The organism is Nonomuraea fastidiosa (assembly GCF_042751225.1).
In the GTDB taxonomy this organism is placed as follows: Bacteria; Actinomycetota; Actinomycetes; order Streptosporangiales; family Streptosporangiaceae; genus Nonomuraea; species Nonomuraea fastidiosa.
The window spans coordinates 923,547-940,562 of the sequence record NZ_CP170570.1; the positions used below are offsets into that span (position 1 = coordinate 923,547).

A 17,016-nucleotide genomic window follows, 5' to 3' on the forward strand; every position below is an offset into this window, starting at 1 on the left:
TCCATACGGCCACCTCCCGGCGGTTGACCTCCACCCTAGGCCGACCAAGACAGTAGTGCGTACGTAAGCGGGGCACTGATACCCGAAAGCAACCGTTATGACTGTTTCATTCAGTCACTCTTCGTGGCCGGTGGGACGTGAATTGCGAGCGCGGTAACGTCATCATCCTGTTCATATCCAGACAACATCCGGTCAACCAGGAAGTCCAGCAGCATGTGAGGACTGCTCACCACCTCCGGCGGCGCTTCGGTCACAACACTGCAAAGCTCTGCGAGTCCCGCATCCAGCCCCCGCTTCCTGTTCTCGACGAGACCGTCGGAGTAGAGCACGGCGGTGTGGCCGGGCGGCACCACGAACCTGAACTGCCGACGGCTGGTCGGCCAGCCTAGCGGAGTGCCGGGCTCGGCGTCGCAGAGAATCGCCGTGCCCTGCGGCGATACCAGGACGGGTGGCGGATGACCGGCCATGGCGAGCGTGCCCTCGCCGGTGACCGGCTCGACCACCATGTAGGCGAGCGTGGTGACCTGCTCTTCCTCCTCCGTGGCCTCGAAGACGCGGTCGAGACCGGTGAGCACGGCCGCGGGCGGCGGGTTGGTCAGCGCCAGCGCCCGCATGGCGTTGCGGATGCGGCCCATGCCGGCCGCCGCCTTGACGCCCTTGCCCATGACGTCGCCGACGACCGCCGCGACACGCCCGTCCTGCAGCACGAACGCGTCGTACCAGTCGCCGCCGACCTGGACGTGGCGGCTGCCGGAGCGGAAGCGCTGGGCCAGCACCAGGCCCTTGACCACCGGCAGGCGGTCGGGCAGCAGGCTGCGCTGCAGCGTCTCGGCGGTGCGGTGCTCGCGCTCGAACAGCGTGGCCCGCTCGACCGCCAGCGCGCACTGGCCGGCCAGCGCCTCCAGGAAGACGCCGTCCTCCTGGGAGATCTTCTGCGGGCGGGTGAAGGAGAAGCGCAGCGCGCCGAGCGCCCGGCCCGCGGCCAGCAGCGGCAGGCCGACCCACGCCTGCTCGTCGCCCTGGGCGAGGAACTGCTCCAGCATCTCCTCGTCGCCGCCCGCTTCAAGGAGCTGGGCCTTCAGCGACTCGGGGGACTCGGCGAAGACCGGGCGGCGGCTGTTGACCGCCATGGTCATCACGTTGGAGTGCGACAGCGGGATCTCGTCACCGGTGACGCCCGACGCCTCCATGATGCCCTCGCCGTTGATCAGCTTGAGCGCGGCGCGGTCGGTGTCGAGCAGCGCGACGGCGGAGCGGTCGGCGGCCAGGGCGGTGCGGCCGACGTCGATGATGACCTGGACGACCTGCTCGACGGTCAGCGCCTCGGCCAGCATGGCCGTGGCGCCCTGCAGCCGGGCGGTGCGCAGGGCGGCGGCGCCGAGCTGGTCGGTCAGCCTGCCGCGCATCTCCTCGGCCTCGCGCTGCGGCGTGACGTCGGTGTTGGCGCCGACCCATTCCACCACCCTGCCATGGCGGATGATCGGCACGGCCCGCACCTCGAAGTGGCGGTAGCCGCTGGCCCGGGTGCGCACCCGGTAGTTCCACTCGAACATCGTGCGGCCGCGCAGCGCCTCGCGCCAGGCCTCCTCGGTCTGCTGCCGCTCCTCGGGGTGGACGACGTCGAGCCAGCCGTTGGCGAGGTATTCCTCCAGGCCCTGGCCGGTGATGGCGCGCCACTGCGGCGCGTCCTCGACCACGGCGCCGGTGGGCGAGGTGATCCAGACGAGCTGGGACTGCGCCTCGACGAGCGAGCGGTAGCGCTCCTCGCTGCGGCGCAGCGCCTCCTCGGTCTGGCGGCTCTCGGTCACGTCGAGGCCGATCAGGGCGATCGCGCGCAGCTCGCCCGTGTCGTCGTGAACCGGCGAGAACGACAGCGACCAGTGCCGCGTGTCGCCCTCGGCGGTGCGCACGCGGACGCGACCCTCGGTGACCGGCGCGTCACCCTCGATGACCGCCTGCACGGCGTGCGTGATGATCTGGCTGAGGTCGGCGGCCAGCACCTCGACCGGCTGCCGGCCGAGCATGCGGTCCGCAGGCACGTTGACGACGTCGCTGAAGACGTCGTTGACCCGCTGGATGCGGCCCTCGGCGTCGAAGAACGCGAAGGCGAACTCGGCCTCCGACAGCATGCCCTTGAAGAGGGCGGAGTCTGAGATGTCCACATCCGACTCCCGGGGACGGGGAACGGAGGTCTCGGCGCTCATGGTCCGCACCTCCGTCGCGTGCCAGGGTCTCCCACGCGGCACATCTCCATAACTGTGTATCGGCGTAGCGCAGCTCCGGGCGACCGGATCCTGCAGTACATCATCGACGATGGGCATGTACGGACGGAAGCCCCCGCCGCGGCCCTGTCGCCTCTAGGGTCTACGCATCCTGTCAAAGTCGCTCCACATTGCGCAGCAAGATCAGGTTACAGCGCCAGATCGCCGGGGCGGATCCCCGCCACGGCCTCTTGGCCCTACTGGCCCTTGGCCGCGCGCTTGGCCTCCTGTTTGGCCGCCCGCACGCGGGCCAGGCTGTCGGCGTCGACCACGTCGGCCACCGACCGGTACGACCCCTCCTCGCCGTAGAGTCCGGCTGCTTCCCGCCAGCCTGGTGGCTGGATCCCCAACTGCTTGCCCAGCAATGCCGAAAAGATCTGGGCCTTCTGCTTGCCGTATCCCGGCAGGGCCATGAGTCGTTTCACCAACTCTTGACCGTCGGCGGCGTCGGCCCAGATCTTCTCCGGCCTTCCGTCGTAGTGCTCGACGATATAGGCAGCCAGCGCCTGGATGCGGGCCGCCATGGATTTGGGGTAGCGATGCACGGCCGGCTTCTCCGCGAGCAGGGCGGCGAACGCCTCGGGGTCGTAGGAGGCGATCTCCTCGGCGGTCAGGTCGTGCCCGAGCCGCTCGGAGATCGTGTACGGCCCCGTGAACGCCCACTCCATGGGGATCTGCTGGTCGAGCAGCATGCCGACGAGCAGGGCGAGCGGGCTGCGGCCGAGGAGCTCGTCGGCCTCACTCCGCTGGGCGAGCTGGATGCGCATGGAGACAGCTTCGCATGAAAGCCCGCCGGGTGAAGTGAACACAGGCTCTAGGGAGCCTTGACACGCGCCCGAGAAAAGGTGAAATGGGAGCGCAAGTCGCCCTGCAGACATTCCTGGGGGTTTGCCCCTAGGGTTCCAGAGGAATCTCACTCCTATGCTCGCTCTGGCCACACGGTTCCTGCGGGAGCCGGTCAGTCACAGGCTGGCCGAAGAGTTCCTGACCGTGCCCGTGGACACGATCGACCGATGCGTGGCCGACGTGTGCGCGTGCGCGCAGCATCTGGGCATCTCGGCGACACCCGAGATCGTAGAACGCATCGCGCGCGAGCACCTGCTCGCGATCGTCAACTCCGCGCCGCCGCCGCGCGGCCACCGCTGAGGGAGCGGCGAGGCGCGCGGGACGAGGCAGGCGTGGCGCGAAGTGTCCTGATCGGCGTGTGCCGGCGCGCTCGCCATCGCCGATAACATCGAGGTCACCGGGCCGTGTTCTCCGCACTGTCCGCGCCCGGAATACGAGAGAGTGAGGGTGTGCGCCGACACCGACGAGTTCCCGGGGAGAGCACTCCTCCAGATGACGTGTTCAAGGAGATGCTGCAGGCGGCTCGTGAGTTGCTGGCCGTACGCACTCCCCTCGACGCGGAGCTGATGGTCTCCGACATGATCGGCGCCTGGTGGGGCAGGCGCGTCAGGGGCGGTGACGTCGAGCAGGTGCTCGGGGAGGGGCTGGTCGACTACGCCGCCAAGGCCGGCACTCCGGCCTCGCTGACCCTGCTGATCTGCCTGGCCTACCTGGGCACCGCGCGCCAGGGCGCCAAGGCCGAGGGCGCGGCGCTGGCGATGATGGAGTCGGGCGTGGCCCGTCCCGGCTGGGCCGACCGGGTGGGCGCGGTCAAGCCCGGCCTGCTACGTCTCGCGCGACGCCTACGGCGACCAGGACACCGTGATCTGCACTTTCGCCTACCGGTGGAACGACAGCGACCAGCCGATCGACCGCCACGCGCTGGTCCTGGTGGTCGACTACAACATGAACGGCATGGCCCGCGACGCCTGGGTCTCCTCGCAGGTCGACAAGCTGCTGGAGCAGGCCAGGGCCGAGGCGGAGGACAACCCGCTGCTGATCTTCGAGGAGATCGAGCCCGACCAGGCCAGGGCGCTGCTGGAGTCGGCGATGAAGGCCACCAGGGAGCCGAAGACGCCGCCGCCGGTCAGCGACAGCTACAGCGCCTACCACGCCTTCGCCAGGGCGAGGCTGAAGGCGCTGCCCCCGGGCGCAAGCGGCCCGCGCCGCTGCACAGCGAGGCCCCCTACAGCAGGGAGCGGCGGGCCATGCTGGCGGCGGAGTTCCTGGCCTCCGACGACGCCGAGCACCTGTCCGACCCGTCGGCGGCCTCGCGCTGCGCCGACCACATCATCGACTACGGCTGCGAGCAGGACTTCAACCGGCCGCTGCGGGTGAGCCCGATCAAGTGCGAGACGTTCCTGCTCGACTGGCTGCCGCGCAAGGTGATGCTGAGCGAGGCGGAGCAGGAGGCGATGCCGCACGTGCTGGCGGCGTGGGTGCGCTTCGCCGCGCGCCGCACGGGCCTGCCCGAGCAGGGGCTCAAGGCCACGCTCGACGCGGTGTGGGAGGCGATAGGGAAGTTCCCCGAGGCCTACCGCGACCCGACGACGTTCGGGCTCGACCGGGCGCTGCTCGAGCGGCTGCTGCCGGACGGCGACCTGTCGGCGCTGGCCAGGCGGGCCTTCGCCTTCCCCTACCTGCAGGGCACGCACAACGGCATCGACCTCGACCGGCTCGACCCGGCCGACCCCGCGGACCGCCGTACGTTACTCGAGATCGACCACGACGCGGGCATGGACCAGGAGCACCTGGCCTGGCACGAGGAGATCGCGAGCCGGCTGTGGGACGGCGACCCGCCGCAGCTCTGGGAGGCGGCGCAGCGGCTGCTCGATCTCGGCCACGACCGCCACGACGTGCTCCATGTCCTGATCGAGATCGTCGAGCGGATCGGCGGCCATCCCGACGAGCTGGCGGCGGCGCTCGACGACATCGCGGACATCCCGGACGAGTTTTAGAGTCTTCTTCCATGGCGTTCTACCGGCGGCTCGCCCGCGGCCGTTACCTGGCCTCCGAGCACACCCAGGGCCCGTGGGATCCGCGTACGCAGCACATGGGCCCCGTCGCCGCGCTGATCGCGCACGAGCTGGCGCAGACCGCGCCGCGCCCGGGGCTCGAGCCGTCCAGGCTGGCCGCCGACGTGTTCGCTCCGGTGCCGGTGGCCGAGCTCGAGGTGAGCACCGACGTCGTACGCGACGGCAAGCGCGTGCAGTGCCTGTCGGCGAGCGTGTCGTCGGGCGGCCGCGAGTACGTCAGGGCCACCCTGTGGCGGATCCGCGCCGCCGAGACCTCCTCCGTGGGCGCCGCGGACGCGCCCGCCCCGCCCGGCTCGGCGCCGGTCGACGACTCCTGGATCGCCTCCGGCTTCGGCTACGGCCGCGCGATGGAGTGGCGCTTCGTCGCCGGAGGCCCCGCGCAGGCCGGCCCCGCGACGGTATGGGCCAGGCAGCGGGTGCCGCTGGTGGAGGGCGAGGAGCCGGCCCCGTTCGAACGGGTGGCGCTGCTCGCCGACAGCGGCAACGGCATCAGCGCCGCGCTCGGCTTCGACACCCACCTGTTCGTGAACGTCGATCTGACGATCTCACTGTTCCGCGCCGCGACCGGCGAATGGATGTGCATGGACTCCGCGACCGTGCACGGCCCGTCCGGCCGCGGCCTGACCCGGAGCACCCTTTATGACGAGAACGGCGAGATCGGCGCGGCCGGTCAGACGTTGTTCGTCGCGCCGAGATAGCCGTTGCCCCAATGATGGGTGGCATGGTGGATGGCATGGTGGACGGCACGGTGGGTGGCATGGTGGGTGGCATGGTGATCGACCTGAACGCCGATCTCGGCGAGGGCTTCGGCATCTGGCGGCTCGGCGACGACCTCGCGCTGCTGGACATCGTCACGAGCGCGAACGTGGCCTGCGGGTTTCACGCGGGCGACCCGGTGACGATCAGGCGCACGTGCGCGGCGGCCGTCGACCGGGGCGTGGCGATCGGGGCTCAGGTGTCCTATCGCGACCTGGCGCACTTCGGGCGCAGGGAGATGGAGGTCGAGCCCGAGGAGCTGTGCGCGGAGGTGCTCTACCAGCTCGCCGCCGTCGACGGCATCGCCAGGGCGATGGGCGGCCGGGTCTCCTACGTCAAGCCGCACGGCGCGCTCTACAACCGGATCTGCCGCGACGAGGCGCAGGCCACGGCGGTGGTGGAGGCGGTGGCCGACTACGACCCCTCGCTGCCGGTGCTGACGCTGCCCGGCTCGGTGGTGCACAAGGTGGCCGCGGCCGAGGGCGTGCCGACGGTGAACGAGGCGTTCGCCGACCGGGCCTACACGCCGAAGGGGACGCTGGTGCCGCGCCGCGAGCCCGGGTCGGTCATCCACGACGCCGAGGCGGTGGCCTCACGTGCCCGCCAGATGGCCCTGGAAGGCTCTGTGACGGCCGTAGACGGCGGTTCGGTGCCGATCTCCGCCCGATCCATCTGCGTCCACGGAGACACGCCTGACGCGGTCCGGCTGGCGCAGGGAGTGCGCGACGCGTTGCTGTCCGCCGGAGTGGTCCTCCAGGCGTTCGCGTGATCAGGACGGCCGGGGAGCACGGGCTGCTCGTGGAGACGGGATCGCTGGAGCTGTCGCACCGCGTGGACGCGGCGCTGCGGGAAGAGCGTCCCGAAGGGGTGGTGGAGATCGTGCCGGGCCCCGAGACGGTGCTGGTGGTGGCGCCTGGGGCCGATCAGGGACGGCTGCGGGCGCGCCTGGAGTCGGTCGTGCGCGAGGAGAGCGGCAGGGCGGCGGCGGGCGACGCGCCCGACCGGCCGCTGGTGACGATCCCCGTGGTCTATGACGGGGCCGACCTCGACTCGGTGGCGAAGCTCGCCGGGATCTCCGCGGACGAGGTGATCGCCCGGCACACCGGGCGCGAGCTGGTGGTGGGCTGGCTGGGGTTCGCCCCCGGCTTCGCCTATCTCACCGGCCTCGATCCGGTGCTGGAGATGCCCAGGCTGGACACGCCGCGCACGTCGGTGCCCGCCGGGTCGGTGGCGATCGCGGGGCCGTACTCCGCGGTCTATCCGACGGCCTCGCCCGGCGGGTGGCGGCTGATCGGGCGGACGCCGGTGCGGGTGTGGGACGTGACGGCCGACCCGCCGTCGCTGTTCCGTCCCGGCACCCGGGTGCGATTCGAGGCGGCATGATCGAGGTCGTGGCGCCGGGGCCGTACGCGACGGTCCAGGACCTCGGGCGGCCGGGGTTCGCGCATCTGGGAGTGCCCTGCTCGGGCGCGGCGGACGCGCCCGCGCTGCGGCTGGCCAACCGCCTGGTCGGCAACGCCGAGTGGCTGGCCGGGATCGAGCTGACCTTCGGCGGCGCCCGGCTGCGCTTCGCCGACGCCGCCTGGGTGGCGGTGACCGGCGCGCCGCTGGAGGTGCGGGCGGCGGGCGCGTCCGGGGTGCGGCCCGGCATGGGGGCGCCGTTCTGGGTGCCGGCCGGCGCCGAGCTGCGGTTCGGCCTGCCTGCCGAGGGGCTGCGCACGTACGTGGCGGTGCGCGGCGGCATCGCGGTCGAGCCGGTGCTGGGCAGCAGGTCCACCGACTCGCTGTCCGGGCTGGGGCCGCCGCCGCTGCGGGCGGGCACGGTGCTGCCGGTCGGCGTGCCCGACGGGACGATCACCGTCGATCAGGCGCCACTGCCCGGGCCGCGGCCGCCCGTGCTGCGGGTGGTGCCTGGGCCGCGCGACGACTGGTTCGAGGCCGGCGCGCTGAAGGTGCTGTGCGACCGGCCGTACGAGGTGAGCCAGGACAGCAACCGCGTGGGCGTGCGGCTGCTCGGGGCCGAGCTGGCGCGGGCCAGGCAGGGCGAGCTGCCGAGCGAGGGCATGGTCACGGGGGCGATCCAGGTGCCGCCCAGCGGGCAGCCGATCGTGTTCCTCGCCGACCATCCGCCCACGGGCGGCTACCCGGTGATCGCGGTGGTGCTGAGCGCGGACCTGCCGGTGGCCGCGCAGCTGCGGCCAGGCGACCGGGTGCGGTTCGCGCTCGCGCAGCGGTTCAGCGGGTGAGGCCGCCGGTGACGCAGGTGGTGACCGCGCCGCCCACCCAGACCCGGCCGTCGTCGTCCGCGGAGATGCGGACGCGGCCCCGCCTGCCGATCACGGTGCCCTGGGAGGCGATGTAGGGGGCGCGTGCCCGCCCGCTGCCCAGCAGCCACTGCCCCAGCGACGCGTTCAGGCTGCCGGTGACCGGGTCCTCGATGGTGGCGCCGTGCTGCGGGAAGAACGCCCGCACCTCGAAGGCGCACTCCGAGCCCTCGGGGTACGGCCCGGCCACGCCGACCGCCTGCGGCATCGTGCCGGGCCGCAGGGCGAGCACCCGTTCGGCGTCCGCCAGCAGCACCCCGATCCAGCCGGGGCCGTTGTCGACCCACTCGGCGGCCACGATGTCGCCGCGCTCCACCCCGAGCGCGGCGGCCACCCCGCCGAGCAGCCCCTCGTCCACCGGGCCCGAGCGGACCAGCGGGGGCGCCTCGAAGGCCAGGCCGTCATCGGTGATCCGCAGCGTGACGAGCCCCGCCTCGCACTCCTGCACCACCTGCCCCTTCGTACGGGGCTCGCCGCCCGCCTCCAGCCAGGCGTGGCAGGAGCCCAGCGTGGGGTGCCCGGCGAACGGCAGCTCCTGGTCGGGGGTGAAGATGCGGACCCGGTAGTCGGCCTCAGGGCTGCCCGGCGGCAGCAGGAAGGTGGTCTCGGACAGGTTCGTCCACCTGGCGACGCGCTGCATGTCCTCGGTGCTCAGCCCCTCGCCGTCGATCACGACCGCGAGCGCGTTGCCGAGGTACGGGGTGTCGGAGAAGACGTCCACCTGCGTGAATCTGCGAGCCATAGCCCGGAGTCTTCCAGAAGGGGGTTTTCCGCCGGATGTGCCGCCCGCACACTGGACGGCGTGGCGGACTTCGATGTTGTGGTGCTGGGCTCGGGACCGGGCGGTCAGAAGGCGGCCATCGCGGCCGCGAAACTCGGCAGGCGCGTGGCGGTGGTCGAGAAACGGAACATGATCGGCGGCGTCTGCATCAACACGGGCACGATTCCGTCGAAGACGCTGCGCGAGGCGGTCCTCTATCTGACGGGGCTCAACCAGCGCGAGCTGTACGGCGCGAGCTACCGCGTCAAGGAGGAGATCACGGTCGCCGACCTCGGCATGCGCACCCAGCACGTCATCGGCCGCGAGATCCAGGTGATCCGCAGCCAGCTCGCCCGCAACCACGTGACCGTGCTCCAGGGCACCGGCCGCTTTCTCGACCCGCACACGATCGGCATCACCGGCGAGGGCCAGGAGGAGAAGAAGGTCACCGCCGACAAGATCGTGATCGCGACCGGCACCTCGCCGGCCCGGCCCGACAGCGTCGAGTTCGACGACAAGACGATCATCGACTCGGACGCGATCCTGCGGCTCGACCGCATCCCCGAGACGCTGGTCGTCGTGGGCGCCGGTGTGATCGGCATCGAGTACGCCTCCATGTTCGCCGCGCTCGGCACCAAGGTGACGGTGGTCGAGCGGCGCGACCGCATGCTGGAGTTCTGCGACCTGGAGATCGTCGAGGCGCTGAAGTACCACCTGCGCGACCTCGCGGTCACCTTCAGGTTCGGCGAGAACGTGGCGGCCGTCGAGCGGCGGCCCCGCGGCGCGCTCACCCTGCTGGAGAGCGGCAAGATCATCCCCGCCGACTGCGTCATGTACTCGGCGGGCCGCCAGGGCAAGACCGCCGAGCTGTGCCTGGAGGCCGCCGGGCTGACCGCCGACGACCGGGGCCGGATCAAGGTGGACGAGAACTTCGTCACCGAGGTGCCGCACATCTACGCCGTCGGTGACGTGATCGGCTTCCCCGCCCTGGCCGCCACCTCGATGGAGCAGGGCAGGCTGGCCGCCCAGCACGCCTGCGGCGAACCGGCGGGCGACCTGGCCGAGCTGCCGCCCATCGGCATCTACACCATCCCCGAGATCAGCTTCGTCGGCCGCTCCGAGGACGAGCTGACCCGCGACAAGGTGCCGTTCGAGGTGGGCGTCTCCCGCTACCGGGAGCTGGCCAGAGGGCAGATCATCGGCGACTCGTACGGCATGCTCAAGCTCCTGGTCTCCCCCGAGACCCGGCGGCTGCTCGGCGTGCACGTCTTCGGTACGGGAGCCACCGAGCTGGTGCACATCGGGCAGACCGTGATGGGGTGCGGCGGCACCATCGACTACCTGGTCAACGCGGTGTTCAACTATCCGACGCTGGCGGAGTCGTACAAGGTGGCGGCGCTGGACGCGATGAACAAGATGCGCACGGTCGCCCGCCTCACCGCCGGCATGTGAGCCCCGCTCACTTCGTGAAGGAGATCTCCACGCGGCGGTTCTTGGCGCGCCCCTCCGGGTTGTCCTTGCCGTCCGGCAGGGTGTTCGGCGCGACGGGGTCGGCCTCGCCGTGCCCCGCCACGCTGAACTGGACGCCGGGCACGAGCTCGGCCAGCTTGTCGCGCACCGCCTCGGCCCGCCGCTTGGACAGGTCGAGGTTGTAGGAGTCGGAGCCCTTGGAGTCGGTGTAGCCGTCGATCGAGACGGGTTTGCCCTGCGCCTCCTTCTTCAGTACGTCGGCCGCCTGGTCGAGGCGGCTCTTGGCCTTGCCGGAGAGCGTGGCCTTGTCGAAGGCGAACAGCACGTCGGCGGCGACGATGATCGTCCGCTGCCGGCCGCTGGTCTCGTTCGTCACCGACTCGTCCAGGTTGGAGGTCCGCTCGGTGATGTCGAGCACCTTGCCGCTGACGTCGAGGGTCCTGGGGTCGATGTCGAGGACCGGCGCGTTGACCGGGGTCTCCCCCGCGAGCGGCGGCTGGGTCGGCTCGGCAGCGCCGCCGAGCAGCAGGGCCAGCGCGGCGGCGCTAAGAGATCGGAACATCGGACAGCGTCCCCACGTTCGGGATGTGCACGTCCACGGTCGTCACGTCGGGCGGCGGAGCGGCGAACGTGGCCGAGAGCACCGCGGTGTCGTCCTTCTTGAGGAACAGCGCCTGGATCCGGGAGCACACGCACTTGCCCTCGCTGTCGACCGCCACCAGGTGCTTCTTGGCGTTCTTGACGTCCACCAGGAAGACGCCGTCCACCTTCGGCTGAGCGCTGGGCGAGGCCGAGAAGGCGCTGTGCACACTCCAGCCGGTTACATCGCCGCCATCATCGAGCACCGTGACGGTGAAGGTGAGGTTGACGAAGCGGTCGCGGCGCAGCAACTGCACGATGTCGACCCTGAACTTGGTGTGCTCGAACGAGCCCTCCCTGCTCGCCAGCACCTTGTCGGGCGGTGCGGTGGAGGTCGGGGCGGCCGGCTGCGCCGGCTTCTGGGCGGGCTGCTGTGCCGTCTCCTGTGCCGCCTCCTGGGCCGTGTCGTTCGCGGACCGGGCCGCCGCCGGCTTGGGCTCCTGCGCGAAGAGCCCGCCCGCCTGGCAGCCGGTTAACGAGACGGCGAGCGCGGCCAGGGCGAGGATCTTCATCGGTCTCATGTGTCGGGGAGTCTAACGCCGCGCGGGCTGGAACCCAAGGGATTTCGGATCACCCGGAGGCGGGCCGGCTTTTGCGCGGCGCGGACTTCTTGCGCCCGGCCACGAGCGTGTCGCTGGGGGACGCCGTGCCCTCGCCGCCGTCACCCTGATCCTCGCCGCCGTCGCCCTGATCCTTGGCGGTGGCGCCCGGCCTGGGGTGCGGCACGGTGTCCTCGTCCGCGGCCGGTGCCTTCGCGGGCGTCTTCGCGGGGGGCTTCGCGGGTGTCTTGGCGGGGGGCTTGGCGGGTGTCTTCGCGGGGGGCTTGGCGGGTGTCTTCGCGGGGGGCTTGGCGGGCGTACGGGCCTGCGCCGGTGTGGCGGCGGGCTCGGCGGGCTTCTCGATCGGATCGGGCGGCTTGGGCGCCTCGGGCCCCTTGAGCGCGGCGATCACGCGGTCGGCCTCGGTGTCGGCGGCGAACTCGTCGGCTGCCTCCGACTCCCTGCGTCTGATGACGACCATGTGATCGACCGACACCCGTCCCGCGCCGACGACGGCGAGCAGCAGCGAGGCCGCGGCGAGCAGGATCAGCTCGTTGAGGGTGATGGGGTTGAGCGGCGGCGCGACCAGGAAGACGGCCAGCGCCTCGGCGAAGAGGACGAGCCCCGTGATGGAGACGGCGAGCCCGGCGATGAGCAGCGCGCCGCCGATGAGCTCGGCGAGCATGGTGACCGTGGCCCAGGCGCCGGGGGCGGGCGCGCCCTGCTCCATGAACTTCGCGCCGGTGATCTTCAGGCCGTCTTCGAGCTTGGCCCAGCCGTTGGAGAAGAAGATCCCGCCCACGCCTAAGCGGGCGACCAGAGCGGCGAGGTCACGGAGGGCCTGTCTCACGGTAGATGTCTGCCCTGATCGGGACATGGCACACCTCAATCACGGCGGAGCAGCATGGCCACCAGCACGGCGGTCAGGCTGAGCAGGACGACGCTCACGACGACGGTCGTGTGCAGGGCGTTGACGAAGGCCCACCGGGCCGCGTCGAGCAGCGCACCACCCGTCTGGCCGCCGATCTGCTCGGCGACGTGGGCGGCCGAGGCCAGCGACTGGCGGGCCTCGTCCATGCCGCTGTCCGGCACGCCGGGGACGGGCGGGAGCCCGGGGGCGTAGACGATGGTGGTGATCGTGCCGAGCACGGCCACGCCGAGCCCGGCGCCCAGCTCGTACGCGGTCTCCTCGATCGCCGCCGCGCCGCCCGCCTGCGACTCGGGCGCCGCCGCCATGATCGTGTCGGACGCGGCGAGCAGCGCCACCTGCACACCGAAGCCGATGCCGATGAAGCAGCACGCGAGCATCACGGGATGGCCCTCGACGCCCCAGGTCAGCGTGGGGGTCAGGGAGAGCGCGACGAGGGCGAGGCCGCCGCTCATGGTGGCCCGCATGCCGATCTTGGGCAGGATGTGGGCGGCGGCGAGCCCGCCGGCGATGGCCGAGGCGACCAGGGGCAGCATGCGCAGCGCCGCGCGTACGGGGCTGTCGCCGAGCACGAGCTGCAGGTATTGGGCGAGCATGAGCTGGAGCCCGACCAGCGCGAACACGCCGAGCAGCACCCCGGCGACGCCGGTGGTGAACGGCCGCCGCTTGAACAGCCCGATCTGCAGGAACGGCTCGCGCAGCCGCGTCTGCCGGTGAACGAACGCCGCGAGCAGCCCCAGCCCGGCCGCGAACACCAGCACCGAGGCCCACAGCGGCATGAGGCTGCCCGACCCGGCCTCCTTCAGCCCGAAGGCCAGCGCCAGGATGCCGAGCACCGACAGGATCGCGCTGGCGGCGTCCCACGGCCGGTCGGGGCGCTCGCGCGACTCGGGCAGCAGGCGTACGGCGGCGGGCAGCAGCACCAGCAGGATCGGCACGTTGATGAGGAAGACCGCGCCCCACCAGATGCCGACGAGCACGCCGCCGATGAGCGGGCCGACGGCGGCGCCGGCCGCGGCGACCGCGCTCCAGACGCCGAGCGCGATGGCCCGCTCGCGCCGGTCGGTGAAGACCTGGCGGATCAGCGACAGCGTGGCCGGCATGATCATCGCGCCGCCCACGCCGAGCAGCGCCCTGGCGAGGATGAGCGTCAGCGGCATCGGGGCGAGCGCGGCACCCGCCGAGGCCACGCCGAACAGCGCGAACCCCCAGAGGACGAGCCGTTTACGCCCGTACTTGTCGCCGAGCGTGCCGAACATGATCAGCAGCGGCGCGACGACCAGCGAGTAGATGTCGATGATCCACAGGAGCTGCACCGCGGAGGGCTCGAGCGCGGCTGTGAGCGCGGGCACCGCGATGTGCAGGACGGTCGCGTCGACCGTGATGAGCAGCAGGCTCAGACAGAGCAGCACCAGGATGGACCAGCGGCGCTCCTGGGGGTTCCGGTCGGCGACGCGTACGACGGGTGCGGCCTGTGTGACGGTCATGGGCCTCCTTGCAGGCCGATCCGAATCACAGGGCCCGCACGTGCTGTTGATCGACCGGCGGCGAAGCCGCGGTGGGGTGTCGTGGCTCCGGCGCTCGGGCTTGCGTGGCAGCTTAGGCCATGTCAGGCACTTGTCATAGCGGTATCGGACGATCCACGGTCAGGCCGGATCTCTCTAGAGAGATACAGCCATATGTCGGGATCTATCCATCGATCGATTGACAGCCGATCATGGGACCTGTGGGGACCGACGGACGTGACAGCACCACCGAGCCATCCGACCGGTCCTCCCGCGAATGGTGCGAAGAGGCCGTGACCAGGCTGAACGCCGGCCGTCCAGAATCCGCGCTGGACGCCGCGCGCTACGCCGCCGACCGCGAGCCCACGGCCGAGTGGCCGCAGCGGCTCATCAGCCTCGCCCACGAGCGGCTCGGCCGCGACGCCGACGCCCTGCCCGCCGCCCGGCGCGCCGTGGAGCTGTCGCCGGGCTCATGGCCGGCCAGGCTGCGCCTCGCCTCGGTGCTGCGCCGGATCCCCGGCCGCTGGCAGGAGGCCGTCGAGCACGCGGCGCTCGCCGGGAAGTTCGCGCCCGAGCAGCCATCGCCCGCCGTCATGCTGGGCGACCTCGCGCTGCTGCGGGGCGAGCACGTACGCGCCGAGCGCTCGTACCGGGCCGCGCTGGCCATCGACCCCGGCAACCCGCAGGCCCGCGTCAACCTGGGCCTGGCGCTGGTGCGCTGGGACCCGCCGCGCGCACACCACGATCCGGCGTGGCCGGTCGCGCACCGCGATACGGGGCGGGCCAGGCGGGCGCTGGAGGTGTGGTCGCGCCAGGTCAGGCTGCTGCCGGCGATCGCCACGCTGGCCGTGGCCGCCGCCGCGCTGCTGCTCGACTGGGGCGCGCAGGCGCGGCTCGGCGGGTTCGCGGTGCTGGCGCTGCTGGTGCCGCTCACCGTCAGGCACGCGCGGCGGGTGACGCCGTGGGCGTACGCCAGGGCGATGCTGTGCCGCGATCCCTGGCTGGGGGTGTCGGTGGTGTCGGCGGCGCTGGCGATCCCGGCGTTCGCCGCCTGGCTGCTGCTGGGCGCGGTGCCGGCCCTGCCGCCCGCCTTGGACCCGGTCTGGGCGGGGCTGGCCGGTTATGTGGTGCTGAGCTGGCCTGCACTGGCGGCGGTCAGGGTGCTGGCCGAGACGTGGCGGGGACGTCCGCTCCTGGCGCTGGCCGAGACGCTGCCGGCGCGCGCGGCCGAGCGCACGGCCCGGCGCAACGTGGGCGTGCTGCTGTGGATCGTGCTCGGCAGGACGTGGACGGTGCTGGTGGCGCTGGTGGGCGGCGCGCTGGCGGTGGAGCCGCGGGCGGCGGTGGCCGCGGTGGCGGTACCGTACCCGATGGTGCGGAGCTACCTGCGGGCCCGTCGGCACGGCGACCGTGCGCTGTCGGCGGCCGCGGCGCTGGTGGTGCTGGGCGCGGCGGGCTGCGCGGCGGGCGGCCTGCTGGGGCAGGCGTGGCCGTGGCGGATCGGGCTTGGCGCGCTGCTCGCGACGGCCGTGGTGTACGCGGGGCGCGCGCTGCTCGCCTGGTGGCGCGGCGGTCCCGGCCCGTGGCGCTCGTCGATGCTCATGTGCGACCTGCCGATGGGCGCGGAGCCCTCGGTCCCGCTGGACGCGCAGGTCCGCCAGACCTTCTCCTACGCCCGCAGCATCGTGCTGTCCTACGGCGACGCGCTCGGCCCCCGGGTGGCGGGCGCGGTGGCCGGCGTCACCTCGTCGGGCGAGCTGCGGCTGATCGCCGAGACCGAGGCGTGGCGGGCCATCGAGGAGGACCCCAGGGTGGCGGTGTTCGCCTCCGATCCGACGCAGCGCCGGTATTGGGTGGAGGTGCGCGGGGTGGCGCAGGCGGGCTCGGACGTGCTGTGGGTGACGCCCAAGGAGGTGCTTGTCGGCGAGTTTCCCGGACGGCACCAGCGGCGCTGATGAGAATATTGTTCTATGCGGATTCTGCGCACCCCGGATGAGCGCTTCACCGGACTGCCCGACTTTCCCTACGAGCCGCGCTACGCCGAGGTCGGCGACGGTCTGCGGATGGCGTACGTCGAGGCCGGCCCCGCCGGCGGCGAGCCCGTCGTGCTGCTGCACGGCGAGCCGAGCTGGTCGTTCCTCTACCGGCACGTCATGCCCGAGCTGGCGGCGGCCGGGCTGCGGGCGATCGCGCCCGACCTCATCGGCTTCGGCCGCTCCGACAAGCCCGCCGACCCGGCCGACCACACCTACGCCCGCCACGTCGAGTGGACCAGGGCGCTGCTGTACGACGCGCTCGGCCTGACCGGCGTGACGATCGTCGGGCAGGACTGGGGTGGCCTCATCGGGCTGCGCCTGGCCGCCGAGCACCCCGGCAGGGTGGCCAGGATCGTGGCGGCCAACACGGGCTTGCCGACCGGTGACATTCCCATGCCCGAGGTCTGGCACCGCTTCAGGGAGACCGTGCGCAAGGCGCGCGTGCTGGACGTCGCCAGGCTGGTCCAGGCGGGCTGCAAGACGACGCTGCCGCCGCGGGTGCGGGCGGCCTACGACGCGCCGTTCCCCGACGAGCCGTACAAGGCGGGGCCGCGCGCCATGCCGGGGCTGGTGCCCACCACACCCGACGACCCCGCGGCGCCCGCCAACCGCGCTGCCTGGCAGATCCTCACCACGCTCGACCGCCCGGTGCTGGTGGCGTTCTCCGACGGCGATCCGATCACCGGGGGCATGGCGCCCATTCTTCGCAAGTCGCTACGCGGCGCCTCCGGCCTGGAGCATCCCGTGATCAACGGCGCGGGGCACTTCCTGCAAGAGGACGCGGGAGCCGAGCTCGGCCGGCACATCGCCCGTTTCGTGACCTCGACCTAGCGTGTCAGGACCGCCCAACCGTCGGCCCGGTGCGGTATAACCGGGG

Annotated in this window: 16 protein-coding genes; 9 read left to right on the plus strand and 7 right to left on the minus strand. The window is 72.1% G+C overall.

Going from position 1 to position 17,016, the window contains the following annotated elements:
• Nucleotides 1–110 precede the first annotated feature (110 nt).
• Nucleotides 111–2,204, minus strand: a complete 2,094-nt coding sequence (locus ACFMQL_RS04130) for a SpoIIE family protein phosphatase (protein WP_364066961.1) — start codon at nt 2,202–2,204, stop codon at nt 111–113.
• Nucleotides 2,205–2,458: 254 nt separating this feature from the next.
• Nucleotides 2,459–3,028 (minus strand): HhH-GPD-type base excision DNA repair protein, encoded by a 570-nt coding sequence (locus tag ACFMQL_RS04135; protein WP_364066963.1) that lies wholly within the window; start codon nt 3,026–3,028, stop codon nt 2,459–2,461.
• A 154-nt stretch (nt 3,029–3,182) separates the two neighbouring features.
• Between ACFMQL_RS04135 and ACFMQL_RS04140 the strand changes: the two genes are divergently transcribed.
• From ACFMQL_RS04140 to ACFMQL_RS04165, 6 genes are all read left to right on the plus strand, one after another.
• The gene (locus tag ACFMQL_RS04140) at nt 3,183–3,407 is read left to right on the plus strand and encodes a hypothetical protein (protein ID WP_364066965.1); all 225 of its coding nucleotides are present in this window, start codon (nt 3,183–3,185) and stop codon (nt 3,405–3,407) included.
• A 947-nt stretch (nt 3,408–4,354) separates the two neighbouring features.
• Nucleotides 4,355–5,104 carry a hypothetical protein gene (locus tag ACFMQL_RS04145; RefSeq protein WP_378784628.1) on the plus strand — a complete coding sequence of 250 codons (750 nt, stop codon included), beginning with the start codon at nt 4,355–4,357 and terminating at the stop codon, nt 5,102–5,104.
• Between the two features lie 11 nt (nt 5,105–5,115).
• Nucleotides 5,116–5,880: a thioesterase family protein gene (locus ACFMQL_RS04150; protein WP_364066966.1), complete on the plus strand. Its 765-nt coding sequence runs from the start codon at nt 5,116–5,118 to the stop codon at nt 5,878–5,880.
• 71 nt (nt 5,881–5,951) lie between these two features.
• Nucleotides 5,952–6,707 (plus strand): 5-oxoprolinase subunit PxpA, encoded by a 756-nt coding sequence (locus tag ACFMQL_RS04155; protein WP_364067200.1) that lies wholly within the window; start codon nt 5,952–5,954, stop codon nt 6,705–6,707.
• The gene (locus ACFMQL_RS04160) at nt 6,704–7,321 is read left to right on the plus strand and encodes an allophanate hydrolase subunit 1 (protein WP_364066968.1); all 618 of its coding nucleotides are present in this window, start codon (nt 6,704–6,706) and stop codon (nt 7,319–7,321) included. The genes ACFMQL_RS04155 and ACFMQL_RS04160 overlap by 4 nt, the downstream gene beginning before the upstream one ends.
• Nucleotides 7,318–8,184, plus strand: a complete 867-nt coding sequence (locus ACFMQL_RS04165) for a biotin-dependent carboxyltransferase family protein (RefSeq protein ID WP_364066969.1) — start codon at nt 7,318–7,320, stop codon at nt 8,182–8,184. The genes ACFMQL_RS04160 and ACFMQL_RS04165 overlap by 4 nt, the downstream gene beginning before the upstream one ends.
• Here ACFMQL_RS04165 and ACFMQL_RS04170 read toward each other — a convergent pair.
• Nucleotides 8,174–9,004 (minus strand): PhzF family phenazine biosynthesis protein, encoded by an 831-nt coding sequence (locus ACFMQL_RS04170; RefSeq protein ID WP_378784630.1) that lies wholly within the window; start codon nt 9,002–9,004, stop codon nt 8,174–8,176. The genes ACFMQL_RS04165 and ACFMQL_RS04170 overlap by 11 nt on opposite strands.
• A 60-nt stretch (nt 9,005–9,064) precedes the next feature.
• Between ACFMQL_RS04170 and sthA the strand changes: the two genes are divergently transcribed.
• Nucleotides 9,065–10,474, plus strand: a complete 1,410-nt coding sequence (sthA, locus tag ACFMQL_RS04175) for a Si-specific NAD(P)(+) transhydrogenase (RefSeq protein ID WP_364066973.1) — start codon at nt 9,065–9,067, stop codon at nt 10,472–10,474.
• Between the two features lie 7 nt (nt 10,475–10,481).
• Here the strand turns inward: sthA and ACFMQL_RS04180 are convergent, their stop codons facing one another.
• Genes ACFMQL_RS04180 through ACFMQL_RS04195 form a run of 4 tightly spaced genes read right to left on the minus strand, consistent with a single transcriptional unit; the run spans nt 10,482 to nt 14,085 of the window.
• Nucleotides 10,482–11,054 carry an OmpA family protein gene (locus ACFMQL_RS04180; protein ID WP_364066975.1) on the minus strand — a complete coding sequence of 191 codons (573 nt, stop codon included), beginning with the start codon at nt 11,052–11,054 and terminating at the stop codon, nt 10,482–10,484.
• Nucleotides 11,038–11,652: a hypothetical protein gene (locus ACFMQL_RS04185; protein WP_378784632.1), complete on the minus strand. Its 615-nt coding sequence runs from the start codon at nt 11,650–11,652 to the stop codon at nt 11,038–11,040. The genes ACFMQL_RS04180 and ACFMQL_RS04185 overlap by 17 nt, the downstream gene beginning before the upstream one ends.
• A 49-nt stretch (nt 11,653–11,701) precedes the next feature.
• Nucleotides 11,702–12,520 carry a DoxX family protein gene (locus tag ACFMQL_RS04190; RefSeq protein WP_378784634.1) on the minus strand — a complete coding sequence of 273 codons (819 nt, stop codon included), beginning with the start codon at nt 12,518–12,520 and terminating at the stop codon, nt 11,702–11,704.
• 35 nt (nt 12,521–12,555) lie between these two features.
• Nucleotides 12,556–14,085 (minus strand): MFS transporter, encoded by a 1,530-nt coding sequence (locus ACFMQL_RS04195; RefSeq protein ID WP_378784635.1) that lies wholly within the window; start codon nt 14,083–14,085, stop codon nt 12,556–12,558.
• Between the two features lie 311 nt (nt 14,086–14,396).
• Between ACFMQL_RS04195 and ACFMQL_RS04200 the strand changes: the two genes are divergently transcribed.
• Together ACFMQL_RS04200 and ACFMQL_RS04205 are read left to right on the plus strand one after the other, a co-directional pair.
• Entirely contained in the window at nt 14,397–16,058 is a 1,662-nt protein-coding gene (locus ACFMQL_RS04200) for a hypothetical protein (protein ID WP_364066983.1), read from the plus strand.
• A gap of 15 nt (nt 16,059–16,073) precedes the next feature.
• Nucleotides 16,074–16,970, plus strand: coding sequence for a haloalkane dehalogenase (locus tag ACFMQL_RS04205; protein ID WP_364066985.1), 897 nt, complete (start codon nt 16,074–16,076; stop codon nt 16,968–16,970).
• Nucleotides 16,971–17,016 lie beyond the last annotated feature (46 nt).

What these genes read in the sequence shown, in the direction of transcription:
- ACFMQL_RS04130 (WP_364066961.1), bottom strand. Translation starts at nt 2,204, where the DNA reads ATGAGCGCCGAGACCTCCGTTCCCCGTCCCCGGGAGTCGGATGTGGAC.
- ACFMQL_RS04135 (WP_364066963.1), bottom strand. Translation starts at nt 3,028, where the DNA reads ATGCGCATCCAGCTCGCCCAGCGGAGTGAGGCCGACGAGCTCCTCGGC.
- ACFMQL_RS04140 (WP_364066965.1), top strand. Translation starts at nt 3,183, where the DNA reads ATGCTCGCTCTGGCCACACGGTTCCTGCGGGAGCCGGTCAGTCACAGG.
- ACFMQL_RS04145 (WP_378784628.1), top strand. Translation starts at nt 4,355, where the DNA reads ATGCTGGCGGCGGAGTTCCTGGCCTCCGACGACGCCGAGCACCTGTCC.
- ACFMQL_RS04150 (WP_364066966.1), top strand. Translation starts at nt 5,116, where the DNA reads ATGGCGTTCTACCGGCGGCTCGCCCGCGGCCGTTACCTGGCCTCCGAG.
- ACFMQL_RS04155 (WP_364067200.1), top strand. Translation starts at nt 5,952, where the DNA reads ATGGTGATCGACCTGAACGCCGATCTCGGCGAGGGCTTCGGCATCTGG.
- ACFMQL_RS04165 (WP_364066969.1), top strand. Translation starts at nt 7,318, where the DNA reads ATGATCGAGGTCGTGGCGCCGGGGCCGTACGCGACGGTCCAGGACCTC.
- ACFMQL_RS04170 (WP_378784630.1), bottom strand. Translation starts at nt 9,004, where the DNA reads ATGGCTCGCAGATTCACGCAGGTGGACGTCTTCTCCGACACCCCGTAC.
- ACFMQL_RS04180 (WP_364066975.1), bottom strand. Translation starts at nt 11,054, where the DNA reads ATGTTCCGATCTCTTAGCGCCGCCGCGCTGGCCCTGCTGCTCGGCGGC.
- ACFMQL_RS04185 (WP_378784632.1), bottom strand. Translation starts at nt 11,652, where the DNA reads ATGAGACCGATGAAGATCCTCGCCCTGGCCGCGCTCGCCGTCTCGTTA.
- ACFMQL_RS04195 (WP_378784635.1), bottom strand. Translation starts at nt 14,085, where the DNA reads ATGACCGTCACACAGGCCGCACCCGTCGTACGCGTCGCCGACCGGAAC.
- ACFMQL_RS04205 (WP_364066985.1), top strand. Translation starts at nt 16,074, where the DNA reads ATGCGGATTCTGCGCACCCCGGATGAGCGCTTCACCGGACTGCCCGAC.